The organism is Streptomyces sp. UW30 (assembly GCF_008042075.1).
GTDB lineage: Bacteria > Actinomycetota > Actinomycetes > Streptomycetales > Streptomycetaceae > Streptomyces.
This window is the reverse complement of the sequence record NZ_RDBN01000008.1, coordinates 84,441-103,825: the sequence shown is the minus strand read 5'-3', so window position 1 is coordinate 103,825 and position 19,385 is coordinate 84,441. Positions and strand designations below refer to the sequence as shown.

21 protein-coding genes are annotated in these 19,385 nt (G+C 71.9%); 11 read left to right on the top strand and 10 right to left on the bottom strand.

Annotated features, from left to right (window positions below):
- Window positions 1-148: 148 nt before the first annotated feature.
- Window positions 149-1,516, top strand: a complete 1,368-nt coding sequence (locus EAO75_RS08430) for an endo-1,4-beta-xylanase (protein WP_147994431.1) — start codon at window positions 149-151, stop codon at window positions 1,514-1,516.
- Window positions 1,517-1,580: 64 nt separating this feature from the next.
- Here the strand turns inward: EAO75_RS08430 and EAO75_RS08425 are convergent, their stop codons facing one another.
- Window positions 1,581-2,279 carry a lipoprotein gene (locus tag EAO75_RS08425; RefSeq protein ID WP_147994430.1) on the bottom strand — a complete coding sequence of 233 codons (699 nt, stop codon included), beginning with the start codon at window positions 2,277-2,279 and terminating at the stop codon, window positions 1,581-1,583.
- 92 nt (window positions 2,280-2,371) lie between these two features.
- On the opposite strand from EAO75_RS08425, the gene EAO75_RS08420 reads away from it, so the two are divergent.
- The gene (locus EAO75_RS08420) at window positions 2,372-3,163 is read left to right on the top strand and encodes a maleylpyruvate isomerase N-terminal domain-containing protein (RefSeq protein WP_147994429.1); all 792 of its coding nucleotides are present in this window, start codon (window positions 2,372-2,374) and stop codon (window positions 3,161-3,163) included.
- A 1-nt stretch (window position 3,164) separates the two neighbouring features.
- On the opposite strand, the gene EAO75_RS08415 is transcribed toward EAO75_RS08420, so the two are convergent.
- A complete protein-coding gene (locus tag EAO75_RS08415; protein ID WP_147994428.1) occupies window positions 3,165-3,791 on the bottom strand; it encodes an NADPH-dependent F420 reductase in 627 nt (208 codons plus the stop codon).
- 223 nt (window positions 3,792-4,014) lie between these two features.
- Here EAO75_RS08415 and EAO75_RS08410 point away from each other — a divergent pair, with 223 nt between their 5' ends.
- Window positions 4,015-4,653 (top strand): class I SAM-dependent methyltransferase, encoded by a 639-nt coding sequence (locus EAO75_RS08410; RefSeq protein WP_147994427.1) that lies wholly within the window; start codon window positions 4,015-4,017, stop codon window positions 4,651-4,653.
- A gap of 23 nt (window positions 4,654-4,676) precedes the next feature.
- On the opposite strand, the gene EAO75_RS08405 is transcribed toward EAO75_RS08410, so the two are convergent.
- Window positions 4,677-6,263 carry a glycerol-3-phosphate dehydrogenase/oxidase gene (locus EAO75_RS08405; protein ID WP_147994426.1) on the bottom strand — a complete coding sequence of 529 codons (1,587 nt, stop codon included), beginning with the start codon at window positions 6,261-6,263 and terminating at the stop codon, window positions 4,677-4,679.
- The gene (locus EAO75_RS08400) at window positions 6,260-6,859 is read right to left on the bottom strand and encodes a TetR/AcrR family transcriptional regulator (protein ID WP_147994425.1); all 600 of its coding nucleotides are present in this window, start codon (window positions 6,857-6,859) and stop codon (window positions 6,260-6,262) included. Before EAO75_RS08400 ends, EAO75_RS08405 begins: the two co-directional genes overlap by 4 nt.
- A 73-nt stretch (window positions 6,860-6,932) precedes the next feature.
- Between EAO75_RS08400 and EAO75_RS08395 the strand changes: the two genes are divergently transcribed.
- On the top strand, window positions 6,933-8,531 hold the full coding sequence (locus tag EAO75_RS08395; protein WP_147994424.1) for an FAD-binding oxidoreductase: 1,599 nt from the start codon (window positions 6,933-6,935) through the stop codon (window positions 8,529-8,531).
- 128 nt (window positions 8,532-8,659) lie between these two features.
- Window positions 8,660-9,541 carry a YegS/Rv2252/BmrU family lipid kinase gene (locus EAO75_RS08390; RefSeq protein WP_147994423.1) on the top strand — a complete coding sequence of 294 codons (882 nt, stop codon included), beginning with the start codon at window positions 8,660-8,662 and terminating at the stop codon, window positions 9,539-9,541.
- Window positions 9,542-9,586: 45 nt separating this feature from the next.
- Here the strand turns inward: EAO75_RS08390 and EAO75_RS08385 are convergent, their stop codons facing one another.
- The gene (locus tag EAO75_RS08385) at window positions 9,587-9,952 is read right to left on the bottom strand and encodes a helix-turn-helix transcriptional regulator (RefSeq protein WP_147994422.1); all 366 of its coding nucleotides are present in this window, start codon (window positions 9,950-9,952) and stop codon (window positions 9,587-9,589) included.
- Window positions 9,953-10,082: 130 nt separating this feature from the next.
- Between EAO75_RS08385 and EAO75_RS08380 the strand changes: the two genes are divergently transcribed.
- The 3 genes from EAO75_RS08380 (at window position 10,083) to EAO75_RS08370 (ending at window position 13,508) form a co-directional block, all read left to right on the top strand.
- Window positions 10,083-10,769: an ANTAR domain-containing protein gene (locus EAO75_RS08380; RefSeq protein WP_147994421.1), complete on the top strand. Its 687-nt coding sequence runs from the start codon at window positions 10,083-10,085 to the stop codon at window positions 10,767-10,769.
- Window positions 10,770-10,797: 28 nt separating this feature from the next.
- The gene (locus tag EAO75_RS08375; protein ID WP_147994420.1) at window positions 10,798-11,250 is read left to right on the top strand and encodes a flavodoxin family protein; all 453 of its coding nucleotides are present in this window, start codon (window positions 10,798-10,800) and stop codon (window positions 11,248-11,250) included.
- Window positions 11,251-11,489: 239 nt separating this feature from the next.
- Window positions 11,490-13,508, top strand: coding sequence for a DUF1996 domain-containing protein (locus EAO75_RS08370; protein ID WP_147994419.1), 2,019 nt, complete (start codon window positions 11,490-11,492; stop codon window positions 13,506-13,508).
- A gap of 109 nt (window positions 13,509-13,617) precedes the next feature.
- Here the strand turns inward: EAO75_RS08370 and EAO75_RS08365 are convergent, their stop codons facing one another.
- The 3 genes from EAO75_RS08365 to EAO75_RS08355 all read right to left on the bottom strand — a co-directional run bounded on the left by EAO75_RS08365 (window position 13,618) and on the right by EAO75_RS08355 (window position 15,936).
- On the bottom strand, window positions 13,618-14,367 hold the full coding sequence (locus EAO75_RS08365; RefSeq protein WP_147994418.1) for an SDR family NAD(P)-dependent oxidoreductase: 750 nt from the start codon (window positions 14,365-14,367) through the stop codon (window positions 13,618-13,620).
- Window positions 14,368-14,477: 110 nt separating this feature from the next.
- Window positions 14,478-15,239: a YqjF family protein gene (locus EAO75_RS08360; protein WP_147994417.1), complete on the bottom strand. Its 762-nt coding sequence runs from the start codon at window positions 15,237-15,239 to the stop codon at window positions 14,478-14,480.
- Window positions 15,240-15,285: 46 nt separating this feature from the next.
- The gene (locus EAO75_RS08355; RefSeq protein WP_147994416.1) at window positions 15,286-15,936 is read right to left on the bottom strand and encodes a TetR/AcrR family transcriptional regulator; all 651 of its coding nucleotides are present in this window, start codon (window positions 15,934-15,936) and stop codon (window positions 15,286-15,288) included.
- A 57-nt stretch (window positions 15,937-15,993) separates the two neighbouring features.
- On the opposite strand from EAO75_RS08355, the gene EAO75_RS08350 reads away from it, so the two are divergent.
- Complete coding sequence (locus EAO75_RS08350) at window positions 15,994-16,680, top strand: class II aldolase/adducin family protein (protein ID WP_147994415.1); 687 nt, start codon at window positions 15,994-15,996, stop codon at window positions 16,678-16,680.
- The gene (locus EAO75_RS08345; protein ID WP_147994414.1) at window positions 16,677-17,606 is read left to right on the top strand and encodes a carbohydrate kinase family protein; all 930 of its coding nucleotides are present in this window, start codon (window positions 16,677-16,679) and stop codon (window positions 17,604-17,606) included. Before EAO75_RS08350 ends, EAO75_RS08345 begins: the two co-directional genes overlap by 4 nt.
- A gap of 7 nt (window positions 17,607-17,613) precedes the next feature.
- On the opposite strand, the gene EAO75_RS08340 is transcribed toward EAO75_RS08345, so the two are convergent.
- The gene (locus tag EAO75_RS08340; protein WP_147994413.1) at window positions 17,614-17,973 is read right to left on the bottom strand and encodes a VOC family protein; all 360 of its coding nucleotides are present in this window, start codon (window positions 17,971-17,973) and stop codon (window positions 17,614-17,616) included.
- Between the two features lie 206 nt (window positions 17,974-18,179).
- Window positions 18,180-18,911: a DUF4232 domain-containing protein gene (locus EAO75_RS08335; RefSeq protein WP_147994412.1), complete on the bottom strand. Its 732-nt coding sequence runs from the start codon at window positions 18,909-18,911 to the stop codon at window positions 18,180-18,182.
- Window positions 18,912-19,125: 214 nt separating this feature from the next.
- Between EAO75_RS08335 and EAO75_RS08330 the strand changes: the two genes are divergently transcribed.
- Window positions 19,126-19,385, top strand: a 260-nt coding sequence (locus EAO75_RS08330; RefSeq protein WP_147994465.1) for a helix-turn-helix domain-containing protein, incomplete at its 3' end; no start/stop codon positions are given.

The following is a 19,385-nucleotide window of genomic DNA, read 5'->3' as shown; positions in this document are numbered from 1 at the left end:
CGAACCGCTGCGTGGTCCAAGAGTGCTTCTTGAGCCAATTGCACAGCGGGCTTGTGGCATCTGTTGACGCCGAGGAGTGGTGCTCCTATGGTCTGCCGCGAAATTCGGAAATCGGTCCGAAACTTTCGTAGTCGACGAAGGGGACGAGATGGTGACCCGCACATCCATCGACCCGCCTCCCGAGCGCCGCCCCCGGCGCTCGCGCACCCGCACCGCACTGGCCCTCGGCCTGGCCGGCCTGCTCACCGCGGCCGGTGCCGGTGCCCTCACCGGCACTGCCCGGGCCGCGAGCACCCTCGGCGCGGCGGCCGCCGAGAAGGGCCGCTACTTCGGCGCCGCGGTCGCCGCCAACCACCTGGGCGAGGCAGCGTACGCCTCGACACTCAACACCGAGTTCAACTCCGTGACCCCGGAGAACGAGATGAAGTGGGACGCCACCGAGGGCACCCGCGGCACCTTCACCTTCGGCTCCGCCGACCAGATCGTGAACCACGCCCAGAGTCGGGGCATGAAGGTCCGCGGCCACACCCTGGTCTGGCACTCCCAGTTACCGAGCTGGGTCGCGGCACTCGGCACCGCCGACCTCAGATCGGCGATGAACAACCACATCACCCAGGTCATGCAGCACTACAAGGGCAAGATCCACTCCTGGGACGTCGTCAACGAGGCCTTCCAGGACGGCAGCAGCGGTGCCCGGCGCAGCTCGCCCTTCCAGGACAAGCTCGGCGACGGCTTCATCGAGGAGGCCTTCCGCACCGCACGCGCCGCGGACCCGGCCGCGAGGCTCTGCTACAACGACTACAACACCGACGGCGTCAACGCGAAGAGCAATGCCGTCTACAACCTGGTCAGGGACTTCAAGTCGCGTGGCGTGCCGATCGACTGCGTCGGCTTCCAGTCCCACTTCAACAGCGCCTCGCCGGTCCCGTCCGACTACCAGGCCAACCTCCAGCGCTTCGCCGACCTCGGTGTGGACGTGCAGATCACCGAGCTGGACATCGAGGGCTCGGGCACCGCACAGGCCAACAGCTACGGCAACGTGGTGCGGGCCTGCCTCGCCGTCACGCGCTGCACGGGCATCACCGTCTGGGGCGTCACCGACAAGTACTCCTGGCGCGCGAGCGGAACGCCCCTGCTGTTCGACGGCAACTACGCCAAGAAGCCCGCGTACAGCGCGGTGCTGACCGCGCTCGGCGGCTCCTCCTCCGGCGCCGCCTGCACGGCGACCTACAGCAAGGCCGAGGAGTGGAGTGACCGCTTCAACGGCAAGGTCACCATCACGGCGGGGAGTTCGGCGATCGGTAACTGGACCGCGACCGTCACCGTGACAGCGCCGCAGAAGGTCTCCGCGACCTGGAACGGCACGCCCAGCTGGGACGGCAGCGGCAACGTCATGACGATGAGGCCGAACGGCAACGGCAGGCTGGCCGCCGGAGCGTCCACCAGCTTCGGCTTCACCGTCATGACGAACGGCAACAGCGCGGCCCCGGCGATCGGTTCCTGCACCGCATCCTGACCGGCCCCGGGCCCTTCGTGTCCGGCGCGGCGTGCTCGTCGCCCGCGCCGGACACACCCCTCGCTCAGCCGGTGCGCAGGGTCCGCTTGGCGAGCTCGTACGCCGGCAGCATCTCCCGGTGCTCGTCGGTGTCCATCCCGCCGAGGTGGATGACGACCGGCCCCCGCTTCGTGGTGACGGCCAGCGCGGACTCCTCCTTGGTCTCCTCCAGGAGCTTGCTGGTGACGAGGTACTTCACCTCCGCGCCGGAGACGCCGCCGGCCTCGAAGGCGCTGTACTTCGCCTTGCTCACGCCGTTCTCCGCCGCCACGAAGGCCTCCAGCACGGCGCGTGCGTCCTCGTCGCCGGGTTTGCCCGTCCAGACGCGGAGGAAGCCGATGTTCCCCGCCGGCTTGGCGTCGACCTCGCAGGCAGCCGTGACCGGGCCCTGGTGCAGCAGCGCGTCGACGATCTCCTGGGCGAGTTCGTTGTCGGGATCCGCCGAGCTGTCACCGCCGTCGCCCGTGCCGGCGTCGATGGCCTTGGCCTTCCAGTCCTCGGCGATGTCGAACGTGACGGGAAGCGGACACGCCGACCCGGCCGCACCGATCGTGCCCCCGCTCTTGACCGCCGTATCGCTCGCGCTCGCCGCGTCCGCCGACGCCGAAGCGCTCGACGACGGCCCTGCGTCGCCCTCGGCCGCCCCCGAACAGCCCGTCAGCACCCCGGCCAGCAAAGCCACCTGGGCCAGCTGACGTCTTACGGGTCCCACCCCCACCAGCATCGTGATCTCTCCCCTCCCGATCTTGCTCAGGCGGCATACGGTATCCGAGACCACCGACAAGGCCGGTCCTGCCCCTGCGGCATCATGAAGTGATGACCTCGCTGACCTTCGGGCGCTTCTGCGACGAGATCGTCACCCAGACCGAACGGCTCACGGCCCATGTACGCGGCGCGGACCTGACCGCCCCCGTGCTCACCTGCCCCGGCTGGAACCTGGGCCAGTTGCTGCGGCACGTGGGCGGCGACCATCGCTGGGCGGAGGAGATCGTGCGGACCCGGGCCGCCGGTCCGATCCCCGACGACCTGGTCAACGACCTCACCGCATACACCGACGAGGACGAGTCCGTCCTGCTCCCGTGGCTCACCGAAGGCGCGGCCCGGCTCAGCGCCACGCTCCGCGCCGCAGGGCCCGACGCCCCGGCGTGGAACCCTTCGCAGGAGCGGCCCGCGCCGGTGGCGTTCTGGGCCCGGCGCATGACGTACGAGACTGTCGTGCATCGCGCCGACGCGGCCCTCGCCGCCGGAGCCGGGTTCGGGCTCGACGGCGACCTGGCCGTCGGTGCGGTGGAGGAATGGCTGGAGTACTCCACCTTCCCCGAGGCGTTCGAGCCCCGGCCGGACCTGCCCGACCTGCTCGGTCCCGGCCGTACGCTCCACTTCGACGCGACCGACGCCGGCGCATGGCTCGTCGACCTCACCGGCGAGCGGCCCGTCTGGCGCCCCGGGGCCGACAACGCGGCCGTGACTGCACGCGGCCCGGTGGCCGACCTGCTCCTGTACTTCTACAAGCGGCCCGCGTCCGCCGTCGACGCGTCGGGCAACACGGCGCTGCTCGACCTCTGGCGGACCCGCGCGGGCTTCTGGCTGGAGGCGCCGGACGCGTGAGTCAGGCGGCGGCCCGCGTGACCACCTTGACGTTGAAGGCGTGGGCGCCCAGACCGCCCGCGATGCCCATGAAGAGCAGCGCGAAGTGCTCCTGCCCGCGCGCGGTGGTGATGCCCCCGATGTCCAGCTGGGACGACGGGGGCCAGCCGAGGTCGGTGAGCAGTCGGCCGGTGGTCCGCTTGGCTTCGGCGTCGTCGCCGGAGAGGAAGACGGTGCTCGGGCCGTCCAGGCTGCCCGGGGCGATCATCACGGTGGAGTCCATCGTGCACAGCGTCTTGACGACCGGGGTTCGGGGGAAGGCGTCCTGGATCAGTTCCGCGAGGCTGCTGTTGGGGTGCGAGAGTTCGGCGTAGTCGTCGGTGAGGCCGACCCCGATGTCGATCAGGGGCTTGCCGGCCAGGGCCGACGCGCCGATGGAGTGCAGAAGTTCCACGGAGACCGTCCCCGGGGTGGCGTTGACGAGTACTTCCGCGTGGTCAGCCGTCGCACTCAAGTCCGCTACCGGCAGCCCGAGTTCGGTCCGTTCCTCCGGTTTGCGTGAGCCGAGCAGCACGTCGTGCCCTGTCGCTCGCCAACCGTGGGCCAGTGCTCGTGCGACGTTGCCGGTGCCAAGGAGTCCTATACGCATGGCTCGACGCTAGGCGGCGCGAGGAGCCTGCGAATCGGGCTGCGGGCCCAGGTGATTCGGCACCAAGGTCGTAGTCCTGAGGTCCCGGCTCCCGACGGTTTTGCCGAACCGGCAAGACTCCTTGTCGGTTTCCGTAGCGTCCCGCAGGCTTCTACGCAGTGGACCGGACGGACCCCGCGCCCGTCCCGGTCCCGCCACCACACCTGCGCATCCGGGAGAAGACATGACCGAGACCCACCCCTCGAAGGCCGCCGAGTTCTGGGAGGCCCGCTACCGCGACGGCGGCCCGCTGTGGAGCGGCCGACCCAACGCGCTGCTCGTCCGCGAAGCCTCCGACCTCGCCCCGGGCCGCGCGCTCGACCTCGGCTGCGGCGAAGGGGCCGACGCGGTGTGGCTCGCCTCGCGCGGCTGGCGGGTCACCGGCGTCGACATCTCGCAGACGGCCTTGGAGCGGGCCGCCCGGCACGCCGCCGAGGCCGGTGTGGGCGACCGCGCGCTCTGGGAACGCCATGTGCTGGGCGAGACGTTCCCCGAGGGCTCCTTCGACCTGGTGAACGCGCAGTTCCTCCAGTCGCCGGTCGAGCTGGACCAGGGGCGGGCTCTGCGGCACGCGGCGCGGGCGGTCGCGCCGGGCGGCACCCTGCTGATCGTCATGCACGCCGGCTGGCCGTCCTGGCAGAGCGAGCCGCCCTTCGATGCGGACTTCCCGACGCTGCAGGGCGTCCTCGACGAACTCGCCCTGCCCGAGGCCGACTGGACCGTCCAGACGCTGGAGACGGTGCGCAGCGCGCACGTGTCGCCCGACGGCGTGGAGGGCTTCCGGGAAGACAACGTGTGGCGAGTGCGGCGCGCGAACAGCTGACGCACCCCGGATACGTGTCCCGGCTACACCTCACCCACCTGCGCAGACACCTCGTCCAATACCTTGCGCACTACGTCCAGCGCCGCCGTCCGGTCGGCCGGCACCAGCCCGATGCGGGTGCGCCGGTCGAGCAGATCGGACTCGTCGAGGGCGCCTTCGTGGCGTACGGCCCACAGGAGTTCGGCGGCGGTGACGGGGTGGCCCGCCAGCACGGGTTCGGCGAGGCGGGGATCGGCTGCGCCGAGCGCCTGCACGGCCGGTGCCTCGGTGCCGTAGCGCTGGACCAGACGGCGCGGGGCGCGCAGCGCACCGAGCGCGGCGGGTGACGCGGCGCCGACGAGGGGCAGGGTGGCGGTGGAGGAGGGGCCGGCGGCGAGCCGGTGGGTGGCGACGGCGGCGTCCACGGCGTCCTCGGCCATGCGCCGGTAGGTGGTGAGCTTGCCGCCGACGACCGTGGTCACGCCCTCCGACGAGGTGAGGACGGCGTGCCGACGGGAGATGTCGGAGGTGCGCGGCGCCCCGGAACGTGCCGTCGGCGCGGTGTCGAGCAGGGGGCGCAGACCGGCGAACGCCCCGACGACGTCGTCGCGTCGGACCGGGACGTCCAGGACGGAGCCGAGGACGTCGAGCAGGAAGCCGATGTCGGTCTCGGGCACTTCCGCAACGTCGGGGATGTCACCCTCGACGGGCTCGTCGGTGAGGCCGACGTACACCCGGCCGTCGCCCTGAGGCAGGACCAGGACGAAGCGGTTGGTCTCGCCGGGGACCGGGACGTGCAGCCCCGCGGGCAGGGGGCCGAGGTGGTCGGAGCGCAGCACGAGATGGGTGCCGCGCGAGGGGCGGATCCGGATGCCGTCCACCAGGCCGTCCGCCCAGACGCCGGACGCGTTGATCACGGCGCGGGCCCTGATCTCGCCCTCCTCGCCGGTGAGTTCGTCACGTATGCGGGCGCCGGACGCGGTGAGCTCCAGAGCCCTGACGCGGGTCAGGATCCGCGCGCCCCGTGCGGCGGCGGTGCGGGCGATCGCCGTCACCAGACGGGCGTCGTCGGTGAGCCGGCCGTCCCAGGACAGCAGGCCGCCGCGCAGGCCCTGGGTGCGCAGGGCGGGGGCGAGGTGCCGGGTCTCCACCGTGGACAGGCGGCGCGGGGCGGGCAGGGTGGCGCGGGCTGTTCGGGCTGCCAGGCGCAGGGCGTCACCGGCCTGGAAGCCGGCCCAGGCCAGGGTGGACTGGGCGCGGGAGACCAGCGGAGTCAGGGGCAGCACGAACGGCTGCGCCCGCACCAGATGCGGGGCCGTGCGCTCCATCAGCACCCCGCGCTCGACGGCGCTCTCGTGGGCCACGTCGAGCTGCGCCGAGGCGAGGTAGCGCAGCCCGCCGTGGATGAGCTTGCTGCTGAAGCGCGAGGTGCCGAAGGCCAGGTCGTGGGCGTCGACGGCAGCCACCGTCAGACCGCGTGCCGCGGCGTCCAGGGCCGCTCCCGCGCCCGTTGCGCCGAGGCCGACGACCAGGACGTCCACGACCGGACCGCCGACGGTCTCGGTCAGTTCGCGCGAGCGCCGGGCGGCGGACAGCGACGATCCGGGAACCGGGGGAGTGACAGGGGTCATGGCGTGAGGGTCCTCTCCAGGATGCTGCGCAGTTCCGCCAGGAAGGCATCGCTGCTCAGGTCGGCGTCGTCCTCGTCGGTCATGGTCCGCAGGGACAGGGTGAAGGACTGGACGATCAGCAGCAGGGACCGCGCCTGCCGCTGGACATGTCCGGCCCGGACCGAGCCGTCGGCGTGGCCCTCCTGCACGGCGTCCGCGAGCAGGGCGAGGAGGGCCTCCTGGCTCGCGCCCCGGCGGTCGAGGACGTACGGAAGGAGTAGTTCCGGGTCGACGTCCACGATCTTCTGGAAGAGCGGGTGGGCCCGGAAGGCCTCCACCCCGGCCACGAGCCCGTCCACGATCAGGCCGCGCGTGGCCGTCCCCGGGCGCCGTTCGGGCATGGCTCCCGTGGCGACCGCGACCCACTCCCGGGTCATCAGGTCCCCCACCAGGGAGCGCACATCGGGCCACCGCCGGTACAGCGTCATCCGGGAGACGCCCGCGCGGCGGGCCACGTCGGTCAGCGTCGTACGGCGGACTCCGACGGCCAGGACACAGTCGCGCACCGCGTCGAGCACCGCGTCGCTGTCCGAGTGGTTGTGACGAATAGGCGTCATGTGTCACAGTGTAACGCCTGCGAGGCCGTCCGGGACACGGCATCGCTCGAATCGACCGGTGAGGACGACAGTCATGGACATGCTGTGGAGCGGCTGGGGCGACCCGGCCAAGGCGGCGCCGCTGCCCGAGACCGTGATCGGCCTGCTGCGCGATCTGCTCGGAGTCAAGCCCCGCACGGCCGGGCCGGTCGCCCTGGAGGACATCGCCGTACCCGAGCCGGGACTCGAACCCGCCGCGCGCCAGGCCCTGTCCGCCGCGGTCGGCGGCGAGGAGCACGTCCGCACCGACGCCGAGGCCCGCATCCGGCACACGCGCGGCAAGTCCACGCCCGACCTGCTGCGCATCCGCGACGGCGAGGTCGACGACGTCCCCGGGGCCGTCGTCCTGCCCGCCACCCACGACGACGTCCTCGCCGTGCTGCGCGCCTGCGCCGAACACGGCCTGGCCGTGGTCCCGTTCGGCGGCGGCACCTCCGTGGTCGGCGGACTCGCCCCGTCCCGGCGCGGCCCCTTCGTCGCGCTGGACCTGCGCCGCATGGACGCCCTGCTCGCCGTCGACCCGGTCTCCCGCACCGCGACGCTGCAACCCGGACTGCGCGGGCCGCAGGCGGAGGCGCTGCTGGCCGAACACGGCTTCACCCTCGGCCACTTCCCCCAGTCCTTCGAGTGGGCGAGCATCGGCGGATTCGCCGCCGCCCGCTCCAGCGGTCAGGCTTCCGCCGGATACGGCCGCTTCGACGAGATGGTCCTGGGCCTGATCGTCGCCACCCCCGAGGGCACCATCGACACCGGTCGCGCACCGCGCTCGGCGGCCGGCCCCGACCTGCGCCAGCTTCTGCTCGGCTCGGAGGGCGCGTTCGGCGTCATCACCTCCGTGACGGTGCGGATCCGGCCCGTCCCGAAGGCCCGCGTGTACGAGGGCTGGCGCTTCGCCTCCTTCCAGGAGGGCGCCGCCGCGCTGCGCCGCCTCGCCCAGGACGGCCCGCGTCCGACGGTGCTGCGGCTGTCCGACGAGACCGAGACCCTGATCGGCCTGGCCCAGCCCGACGCCATCGGGGGCTCCGACGACGCGCAGCAGTCCGCCGGGTGCATGGCGATCGCCGGCTTCGAAGGCACGGACGAGGACGTCGCGTACCGCAGCGAGCACGCCGCGGCCGTCCTGCGCGACTGCGGCGGAACCCCGCTCGGCGAGGAACCGGGTGAGCGGTGGGCGCACGGCCGCTACTCGGCCCCGTACCTCCGTGACTCCCTGCTGGACGCGGGTGCGTTCGTCGAGACGCTGGAGACGGCGACCTTCTGGTCACGTGTCCCCGAGCTGTACGCGTCCGTCCGGGACGCCCTCACCACGACACTCGCCGAGGCCGGCACCCCGCCCCTGGTCATGTGCCACATCTCGCACGTCTACGAGAACGGCGCCTCGCTCTACTTCACCGTCGTCTCGGCCCAGGGCGACGATCCGGTCGCACACTGGGAGAAGGCCAAGCACGCCGCCAACGAGGCGATCCTCGGCGCGGGCGGCACGATCAGCCACCACCACGGCGTGGGCACCGACCACCGGGACTGGTACGTCCGCGAGGCTGGCCCCCTCGGCGTCGAGGCGCTGCGTGCCGTCAAGCGGCGACTGGACCCGGCGGGGCTGCTCAACCCCGGGGTCCTGCTGCCCCTCGACTGAGCCCGGCACACCCGCCGCGTCCGGCGCCCAGCGCGCCCGTACCTCCACCGCTCCCGCTCACCCGCTCCCCGGCCCATCACCCGGCCCGCCTCCGGCAGCTCCCTCCCGTCGGCCCGAAAGGCACCCCGATGCGACAGTTCACCGCCATCGTCAACCCCACGGCGGGCGGATCCGCCTCAGCGGCCGCGCTGCTGGAAGTGGCCCGGCCGCTGCGGGAGGCCGGGGCCGACCTGGAGACCCAGTACAGCCGCAGCCTGGTCCACGCCCAGGAACTGGCCCGGGACGCCGGGGAGCGGGGGCGGGTGGTGCTCGCCGTCGGCGGCGACGGAATGGCCGGCGGCATCGGTGGCGCCCTCAGCGGCACCGACATGGTGCTGGGCCTCGTCCCCGCCGGCCGCGGCAACGACTTCGCCCGGGCACTCGACCTGCCCACCGACCCGGCGGCGCTCGCCGAGGTGCTGCTCCACCACGAGCCCCGCAAGGTCGACACCATCGAGGTCGAGTCGGCCGTCCACGACCGCACCGTGGTCCTCGGCAGCGTCTACGCCGGAGTCGACGCACTGGCCAACCGCCACGCCAACAACGCCACCCTGCTGCGCGGCGCCGCGTCCTACTACGCGGGCGGACTGCGCGCCGTCACCACCTGGCGCGCCGCACGCTACCGGGTCACCGTCGACGGCCAGGAACACCTGCACACCGGCTACACGGTCGTGGCCGCCAACTCCGGCTACTACGGCTCCGGTCGGCTCATCGCGCCCGACGCCCGCGTGGACGACGGCATGTTGGAAGTGGTGATGATCCGCGAGGCCCCGCGCCGGCTGTTCTTCACTCTGATGAACGAGCTCAAGACCGGTGCCCACGTCCGCCGCCCCGAGGTGGAGATCCTGCGGGGCAAGGAGATCCGGATCGCGGCCGATCGCGAGGTGCCCTACGGCGCCGACGGCGAGGTCGAGGCAACCCTCCCGGTCACCGTCAGAGTCCTGCCGGGCGCCCTGCGCGTGCTGTGCTGAGCCCGAGCCGCCGCGCTCACGTCCACGACGGGGACGGGCGGGAGATCATCCGCCGTCCAGCGGCATCCGCTGCCGTGCGCCCCTGAGCTGCTCGGCGGCGTCGCCGCGATCGGCCTCGTCGTGGATCAGCAGGGCGAGCAGGGCAGCCACGGGCAGCCCGGCCTCGGCGGGGTGCCGCAGGAGCTTGCCCGGCTCGATCCGGTAGATGTTGGTGCGGCCCTCCCGGATGTGGGACAGATAGCCGTCCCGCTCCAGTTCGGAAATGATCTTCTGTACGGCCCGTTCGGTGAGCCGGCAGTGCGCGGCGATATGGCGGATGCGGACGTTCGGGTCGTCGGCGATCACCGCCAGTACGCGGGCGTGGTTGGTCAGGAATGTCCATCCGGTGTGCGGCTCAGGGACTCCGTCCATGCTCCAACAGTACGACTGCGTGTTCACGTATACAAAAACACGCACTGCATTTCATGTATCTGTTGACGTGTTCGGCGGTTCGGGTTCACTCTGGTTACGGAGACGGGGAGCAGCTGAGGGAGAGGCTGACATGCCGGAGCTCACGTCCTGCGTGCATGGTCCCGACGGTGACCGGGTCGGTGTGGAGGTGCGCGGAGAACTCGACCTCGACACCAGTGAGCGGCTGCGCAAGGCCCTGCTCGAAGCCCTGGGCCGCTCCGTCCGGGGCGTCGATCTGGACCTGAAGGGCGTGACGTTCTGCGACTGCGCCGCCCTCAACATCCTGCTCGCCCTGCGCCTGCGCGCGCTCAGGCAGGGCAAGACGGTCGTGATCCGGGCCAGTGGGGCGGTCGTCGACCGGCTGCTCGCCCTGACCCACACACGGGAGCTGTTCGCTGCCCCGGGCAGCGAGGGGCAGGACACGCAGGCCCATGACACCCCGGCCCGGGACACGCGAGGTACGGACGCCTCCGAGGGCTTCGTACAGGACCTTCGGATCGAGGTCGCCCAGCTGCGCAGGGCCATGCAGACCCGTCCCACCATCGACCTGGCCCGGGGCATCCTGATGGCCTCCTTCAGCCTGAGCTCCGAGGACGCCTGGACGGTGCTGGTCGAGGCATCCCAGAACACCAACACCAAACTGCACACCCTCGCCGGCGACCTGGTCGGCGCCGTGAAGGGCGACCCGCTGTCCGAAGCGGTGCGGGACCAGCTGTCCTGCGCGGTCGCCAAGGTCGGCTCCGGCGGCCCCACGGCCGGAGCGCCGCGGTTGCGTTGATCGGCGGCGCGGCGGCAGGGTTCGGAGTGTGCCTACCTTGCTGATCGTCCATCACACCCCCTCGCCCAACTGCCAGGCCATGCTGGAGGCCGTGGTCTCCGGGGCGACCGCGCCCGAGATCGAGAACGTCGAGGTCGTACGGCGACCGGCGCTGTCGGCCACGGCGTCCGACGTGCTCGACGCCGACGCATACCTCCTGGGCACCCCCGCGAACCTCGGCTACATCTCGGGCGCCCTCAAGCACTTCCTCGACCAGATCTACTACCCGTGCCTGGACGCGACCCGGGGCAGGCCCTTCGGCTACTACGTGCACGGCGGCAGCGACGTGACCGGCGCCGTGCGGGCGATCGACGCCATCACCACCGGCCTCGCCTGGCGCCGCGCCGCCCAACCCGTGACGGTGACGGGCGAGCCCGGCAAGGCCGACATCGAGGCGTGCTGGGAGCTGGGGGCGACACTCGCCGCCGGCCTGATGGAGTGAGCGCGGCCCGGCCGTGCGGCAGGGGGCCGCACACCGAGGCTCAGACGAGGTTTAGGCGGCTCATAAGATATTGCTGATAATTCTCGAGACGGTTGAACACCGTGGGGTCGGCCTCCGTATAGGGGCAGGGGATTTTGATGCCCTGACCGACCACGAGGCGTAGGAGTACTTCCTTGGGACGCAGCACGCGAAGACGCCCAACGGGCGCACGGCGCGCGACTTTTGCAGCGGTCGCGCTGATGTTGGGCGGCGGCGGCCTGGTGGGGGCCAACGTCTATGCCTCGGCGACCGAAGACGGTGGAGCGGACTCCGCTCAGACGTTGTCCTCCCCGTTCGGCACCATCGACTGCCCGGACGTCGGCACCAAGCTGACGGCCGTGCCGGACGAGGCGAAGGAGGACGTTGCCAAGGAACTCGCCCTCCTGGACCAGCAGATCGCCGATGCCTACCAGCGGTTGACGGAGTCGGCGCAGGCGATCCAGCAGGACGCCGGCTTCGCCGACAACGCGATCATGAAGCCGCTGAAGGAGAAGCGCGGCGCGACGATCGAGCGGATCGCCATCGCCGTGGACCGCGCGGGAGACCGGCCGCAGGGCCTGGACGACCTCGCCGCCTGCACCCTGCGCGCCCCCGACAGCGGCAGCGGCGACCAGGCGGACGGCGCCGACGGCGCTGACGGCCAGGACAACGGCGGCGACAACCAGGACGGCGCCGGCCAGGACGGCCAACAGCAGGGCGACGGCGGCCAGAACGGCGACGGCGGTCAGAACGGCAACGGCGGACAGGCCGGCAACGGTCCCGCTGTCGCGGACTACGCGGACATCAAGGCCGTGCAGCCGAACGTGCCGAGCCCGGCCCTGTCGTCGGACGCATCCCGCGGCACCTTCGCGACCAGCTGCGGAGTCAACGAGAACGGCCTGTTCAACTCGGACAACGTCATCGTGGCCCCCGGCGTCTCCAACGGCGCCCACCACTTCCACGACTACATCGGCAACCAGTCCAACGACGCCTTCGCGAGCGACGAGGACCTGGCGAACGCCGAGACGAGCTGCGTCAACCAGGGCGACAAGTCCACGTACTACTGGCCCGTGATCCGCCTCCAGAACGGCGGCCAGGAACAGGACGCCAACTCGCCCGGCGGCGGCATCGAGGGCAACGCCGGCGAGATCGTCACTCCCAAGGAAGTGACGCTGAACTTCGTGGGCAACCCCCGCAGCAAGGTCACCGAGATGCCGCGCCTGCTGCGCATCATCACCGGTGACGCCAAGGCGTTCGTCAACGGCACCGCCAACGCCAACGCCTCCTGGAGCTGCACCGGGTTCGAGGACCGTCAGCTCAAGGACAAGTACCCGCTGTGCCCGCAGGGCAGCGACGTGGTGCGGACCTTCAAGTTCCAGAGCTGCTGGGACGGGACGAACATCGACAGCGCCAACCACCGCACCCACGTGGCGTTCGCCGCCGCGGACGGCAGCTGCGCGAACGGCTTCAAGGCCATTCCGCAGCTGGTGCAGCGGATCGTGTACGACGTCGACGCGCCCAGCCTCCAGGACGGCGGGAAGACGACCCCGCTGTTCGCGGTGGACTCCTTCCCCGAGCAGCTGCACAAGCCGGTCACCGACCACGGCGACTTCATCAACGTCTTCAACGAGGACCTGATGGGCGAGATGGTCGACTGCATCAACGACGGCCGCAAGTGCGGTGTCGGCGCCGACGAGGGCGACGACCCGGGCCAGGAGGAGCCGACCCAGCAGCCGACCGAGGATCCCACCACTCCGCCTGCCGGGGACGACAAGCCCGAGCCCGGCAACGGAGGGGACGAGCAGACGGACCCGCCGGCGACCGAGGACCCGGCAACCGAGGACCCCGCCACCGAGGACCCCGCGACCGAGGACCCGGCCACCGAGGCCCCCGCGACCGAGGAGCCCGGTGACGAGGAGCCGGCCACCGACCCGGCGAACGACGACAAGCCCACCGTGTCGAGCACGGTGGCGCCCAAGTCGGACGGAACCCCGTCGGCCGCCGCGGACAACGATCAGGCACAGGGCGGCTCCGGCGACGACGACGCGAACGCGTCGGGTGCCGCGGCGCAGACGCCACCCGCCGGCGAAGACACCGAGGACAGTCTGGGCACCAAGCCCCAGGCGGTCGCCGGCAACCTGGCCGAGACGGGCACCACGCTGTGGCCGGCCGCGGCCGGTGCAGTCCTCCTGATGGGCGGCCTCCTGGTGCTGATCCGCGCCAGGCGCAGCGCCCGATGAGGGTGACGACACAGCAGAACGGCGCCTGACGCGGCGACGTTCCGCAGGGGCCCGGACCGGGAAGACCGGTCCGGGCCCCCTTGCGTTCGCCGTGCCGAGCCGCGGCGCCTCAGTCCACAATGGCGCCACAGGAGATGTTCACGTCCGTCGCGGTGAGCGTACGAGCCCGGTCGGAGGCGACGAAGGCGGCCACATCACCGACGTCCGCGAGGGTCGCGGCGCGTCCGAGCTGCGTCGCCCCGACCAGGCTGTCGACGATCGCGTCCCCGCCGGGGAACCCCTCGGGCAGGGTTTCCGGCACACCGCCGGTCTTCAAGGTCACGACTCGGATGCCGTGCGGGCCCAGCTCGATGGCCCACTGGCGGCGCAACCCCTCCAGGGCGTCCAGCGCGATCTTGAAACCGCCGAGGCCGGGCAGTGTCTGCGGCCCGCCGCCGCCGAAGGCGAGGATCACTCCGGTGCCGCGCGCGGTCATGTGCCGGGCCGCCGCCCGCGTCGTCAGGAACTGCGACCGCATCGCGGTCACGATGGGCTGGAGGAAGTCCGCCTCCGAGATCTCCATCAGCGGTTTCTGGACGTCTCCGTAGCCGATGGCGTTGAACGAGACGTCGATCCGCCCGGCCCGCGCGGCGACGCCGTCGACGAAGGAGTCCACCGCCGACTCATCGCGCGCGTCGACCACGGCGGTCTCCGCCTCGCCGCCCGCGGCACGGATGTCCTCGGCGAGCCTGTCCAGCGGCGCCGCGGTTCGCCCGGCGAGGAAGACCCGCGCTCCCTCACGGGCGAAGGCGCGCGCGGCGGCCCCGCCGATGGCGCCACCCGCGCCGTACACCACAGCGACCTTGTCCTTCAGCAACATGATCGATCTCCGTTCCGAACCGGCTGCCGGCCGTGCGGCCGCATGGCGCGGCCCCAGCCCTCATCCGATACGTCGGCGCCGGGCACGGAAATTCGACACGCGCGTGCCGGTCAGGGCGTGGGGATGCCCGCGGGGCGCGCCGGACGGCCGAGACGGACGGGGACGCCGGGGGAGTACAGGACGCTGACCGGGGCGGAGCTCGGGGCCGGCAGTCCGGCCGCCGTGATCAGGTTCTCCTCGCAGGTGAGCAGCTCGGCGCGGTACAGCGGCCAGCGGGGGTGATGGTTGGGCAGGAACGCCAGCGGCTCGGGCCCGCCGAAGAAGGCGTTGTGCATGCCCCAGCGGGCGGTGAGGAAGTGCTCCAGCGCGGTGGGCTCCTCGATGCGCTCGCCGGTGCGCACGGTGATGCGGCTGGACGCGCCGCGCGGGCCGGGCCAGCGACGGGAACTGGTGTAGGTGACCGTGTCGCCGGAAGGTCGGACGGTCATCCGGGACCACAGATACGGCAGCCGGAAGCCGACGCGGCCCATCACGACCGGGATCAGCCGAGAGGCGTCCATCGACCGGAACACGACACCGCGCCGCCCGTGCTCGTCCACCGAGTACAGGCGCACATTGGTCTCCGGAAAGGTCCCGAGATACGGCACTCCGGGCATCCGCAGCCAGCCGACCCGATGCATCCGGAAGGCGACCAGGCCGACGTACGTGACCCCGTCGTGCGTGTCCGGAGCGGTGCCCTTCGGCAGCAGCCCCGCCACCACGTCCGGCTCGACGGCCCAGTGGATGAACGTGAGGTCGAGCCACTCCTGGGTGAGGAGAGGGATGCGTATGCGTCCGGGGGCGTCCGGGGTGACGGGCGTGGGCTTCAGCACCACGCCAGGATGCCAGAGCCGACTGAGCCGTTCGCGGAGCCCCAGGTCAGCGATAGCGCGCGGTGACGCCGGTGAGGTACCCGCGCAGCATGAGCCTCGCCTCGTCGAGCAGGCCTGGATCACCCTCGGGATCCCGGCGGAACGCCTCCTGCGCGAGGGCGTCGGCGGCGAGGACCGCGGCATGGCAGGCGCGGGCGAGCGCCTCGTCGTCCCGGGCGAGGCCCAGGGCCAGCAGGATGCGCCGGATGCCGTCCGCCATCCGGCGTTTGTGCTCGCGGTCCGCCGCCCGCGTCTGCTCGGTGAGGCTGCTGCCGAACCACAGGGCCCTGAAGCCGTGTTCGGTGCGGTAGATCGCGGCGTAGGTGTCGATGAGCACGCCGACCGGGTCGCCCCACCGCTCGGTCGTCGCGGCCCGGACCAGGTCGTCCATGGTCGCCTCCAGCCGGGCGAAGTAGCCCGCCGCGAGGGCGTCGACGATGGCGTCCCGGTCGGGCAGGTACTGGTAGAGCGAACCGACCGAGACCTTGGCCTCCGCCGCGATCCGGGTCGTCGTCAGCGCCTGCGGTCCTTCGCGGACCAGGACGCGTTCCGCGGCCTGCAGGACCCGGGCCAGCCGGGCCCTGCTGCGCGCCTGTTGGGGAGTGCGGCGCAGCGGGACCTGCCAGGTGCCGCCGGGCTCCGGGGGCGGATCGCCCATGTGCGGCCTCCGAATGTGAACGTGACTTTGTTTCAGCTTTAGGCTAGCGTCGCGAACATGACAGGCTCAAGCTCGGTGCTGGGTCAGGAGCGCGCCGCCGTGGCCGAGGCGTGCCGTCGACTGGGGGCCGAGGGCCTGCTCATCGGCACGGCCGGCAACGTCAGCACACGGGTGGACGACCGAGTCGCGATCACGGCGACCGGCGCGGTCCTCGCCGAACTCACGGCGGACCAGGTGACCGTGGTCGACCTCCACGGAGCCGTCGTGGCCGGCACGTTCGAGCCGACCTCCGAACTCGACCTGCACCTGGGCGTCTACCGCCGCTACGGCGCGGGCGCGGTCGTCCACACGCACGCTCCGATGGCGACCGCACTGTCCTGCGTCCTCGACGAACTGCCCTGCATCCACTACCAGTTGCTCGCCCTCGGCGGCTCGGTGCGGGTCGCGCCGTACGCCACCTTCGGCACCCCCGAGCTCGCCGAGTCCGTCCTGAAGGCGCTGGACGGCCGTAGCGCGGCGCTGATGGCCAGCCACGGCGCGCTCACCCACGCCCCGACACTGAGCAAGGCGGTCGAGCACGCGCTGCTGCTGGAGTGGGCGTGCGGCGTCTACCAGCACGCCGCAGCCGTCGGCACGCCCCGTGTCCTCGACGAACAGCAGCAACTCGCCGTGATCGAGGCCGCGCTCGCCCGGAACTACGGCACCACCCACCCCGTATCACCCGTGCAGGAGGGAAACCGATGAAGGTCGTGACACTGGGCGTGCATGTGCTGGACGTACTGGTGCGGCCGGTCGAGGCCATACCCGAGGGCCAGGGCGCGACGCTGGTCGAGGACATCAGGATGACGGCCGCCGGCACGGCCGGCGGAACCGCGCTCACCCTCGCCAAGCTCGGCGCCTCGGTCCACAGCGCCGGGGCGATCGGGTCGGACCCCACCGGGGACATGCTGGTCCAGCTCCTCGACAGGGCCGGCATCGACACCCGGTTCCTCGTCCGCCGCACCGACACCGCCACCTCCGCGAGCGTGCTGCCCATCCGCCCGAACGGCGACCGCCCCTCCCTCCACCTCCTGGGCGCCAACATCACCTACGGCCCCGACGACGTGCCCTGGGACGCCATCGCCGAAGCGGACCACCTGCACCTCGGCGGCCCCGAGCTGATCGGCGTCGACACCGCCACGCGCATCCTGTCGCACGCCAAGGAGCACGGCGTGGCCACCTCCGTGGACCTTCTCGCGCCGGGCGAGCTCGGCAGCTTCGACCAGATCGAGTCCGCGCTGCCTTTCGTCGACCACATGCTGCCCAACGAGGACCAGGTCCTCGGCTTCACCGGCGAGCGGGACCTGATCGCGGGCGCACGCAAGCTCCTCGCCGCCGGGGCCGGCCTGGTCGCGGTCACGCGGGGCGGGGACGGCGCGCTGCTGGTGACCCCGGACACCGCAGAGCAGGTACCCGCCTTCGCGATCGACGTCGTGGACACCACCGGCTGCGGCGATGCGTTCTCCGCCGGGTTCGTACGGGGCGCGGGCCTCGGCCGGACGCCCTACGCGTCCGCCGTCCTGGGCTGCGCGGCGGCGGCACTGGTGGCGCAGGGGCTCGGCAGCGATCACGGGGACTTCGACCTCGCCGACGCGGACGCGTTCGCGGCGACACACAAGCCTCGCGCGTGAGGTGCCGTCAGTCGTCCCGGTGGCTGACGATGTTGAGGACGTTGCCGTCGGGCGCGCGGACGAGAAACCTGCGCAGGCCCCACGGTTCGTCGGTGAGCGGGTGGACGATCTCGTAACCGCGGCGGAGCGCGTCGGCGTAGGCCTGGTCGACGCCCGCGCCGACGCGGACCGAGACGGCGGCTGGCTCGGGCGCGGTCGCGTCACGGGTCACCAGCTGGATCTGCGCCCTCCCGTCGGGTGTCCGGTAGCGAGCGACCCAGCCCATGTCGAAGTCCTGGACGCTCAGGCCGAGGTAGCCGGTGTAGAAGTCGCGTGCGGCGGCGATGTCGGGGACGTGGAGGTTGGGCGTGATGCCGGTGGGCTCCATCGTGATTCCTTTCCGGGCCTGTGTGGCGAGCCCCGACGCTACGCGTCCGTCACCCGTCAGGCGTGCCGTGGCACATGTCCCCGGTCCAAGGGGATATGAGCGCGGGCGCGGCGCGCGTCGGCCGTGGACCGTGCGGCCTCCGGGGCACCGAAGTGCCCCGGAGGCCGCGGGAATCAGCTCGAGTCGTCGTTCCCCCGAGGCGCCGTTCAGTTGAGGGCCGTCTCGACGTCCGTCTGCCAGTAGGTGACGCTCAGGGCGCTGTCGTAGTGGACGCCCTTGGCCGGCAGGGAGGGCGTGGCCGACGGGCCGCCGTCGCTGTTCGGGGTCCTGCCCTGGAAGGCGATCGTGAGCTTGCGACCGGTGTCGCCTCCCGTGCCGCTGCCGTCGGCCGCGCTGAGCAGGACGCCCGCGTAGCCGGAGGCGCCCGGGTCCAGGATCGTCACGGCCTGCGGCTGGGTGTCCTCGATCGCCTGCGGCACCCACTGCATCTCGTCGAAGCGGAGCACCGGGTAGTACATCAGGCCGCACGGCTTCGAGCCGGTGTTGGTGACGGTGAGCAGCATGTGGTTGAGCGGGCGGGGGACCGGCTGGGCCGTGGTCCGGGTGTTGGAGCCGTTGCAGAGGGCGAGGTCGCTCGGGGCGTCGTCGTCCTTGCCGGCGCTGCCGCCGGAGCCGTTCTGCGCCGAGTCGCCCGGCTGGGAGGTCTGCCCGGAGCCCTTTGCGGAGCCGGAGTTCTGGGACGACTGGCCCTGCGAGGACTGGCCCTGCGACGACTTGTCCTCTGCCGGCTTCGACTCCTGCGTCGTCGAGGTCTGCGACCCCGACGCTCCGGCGCCCTCGTCGCGGGTGCCGGAGCCGTTCTCGCAGGCGGTGAGCGAGAGGGCGGTCAGGGCGGCGCCGGTCGCGGCGAGGAGGCGGGCGTGGCGGAAGGTGCGCATGGCTGATTCCTTGTCCGTGCAAAGGGTTTGAGTGCATCCGCTCGACCGGTTGCCGGGAGCGGCGTGCTTGGATGACCAGAGCATGATCCGGTTCCCGTCCCGGCCGCCACTTCCGGCGGGCGATGAGGGACACTGGAACGACTGGAACGCGTCTGACCTGGTGAAACGCCCTTCCCCTGGAACGGGGGAATGGGACATGGGGGAGGGAGGAACGGTGTCGGAAGGCACTGCGGCGGCCGATTTCGCGGCATTCCTGAGGCAGTTGAAGGACCGCTCGGGACTCAGCTACGGAGTCCTCGGCAAACGGCTGCACATGAGCACGTCGACGCTGCATCGGTACTGCAACGGCGACGCCGTGCCCACCGACTACGCCCCCGTGGAGCGGCTGGCCCGGCTGTGCAAGGCATCGCCGGACGAGTTGGTGGAGCTGCACCGGCGGTGGGTGCTGGCGGATGCGCTTCGGGGGAGGAAGGG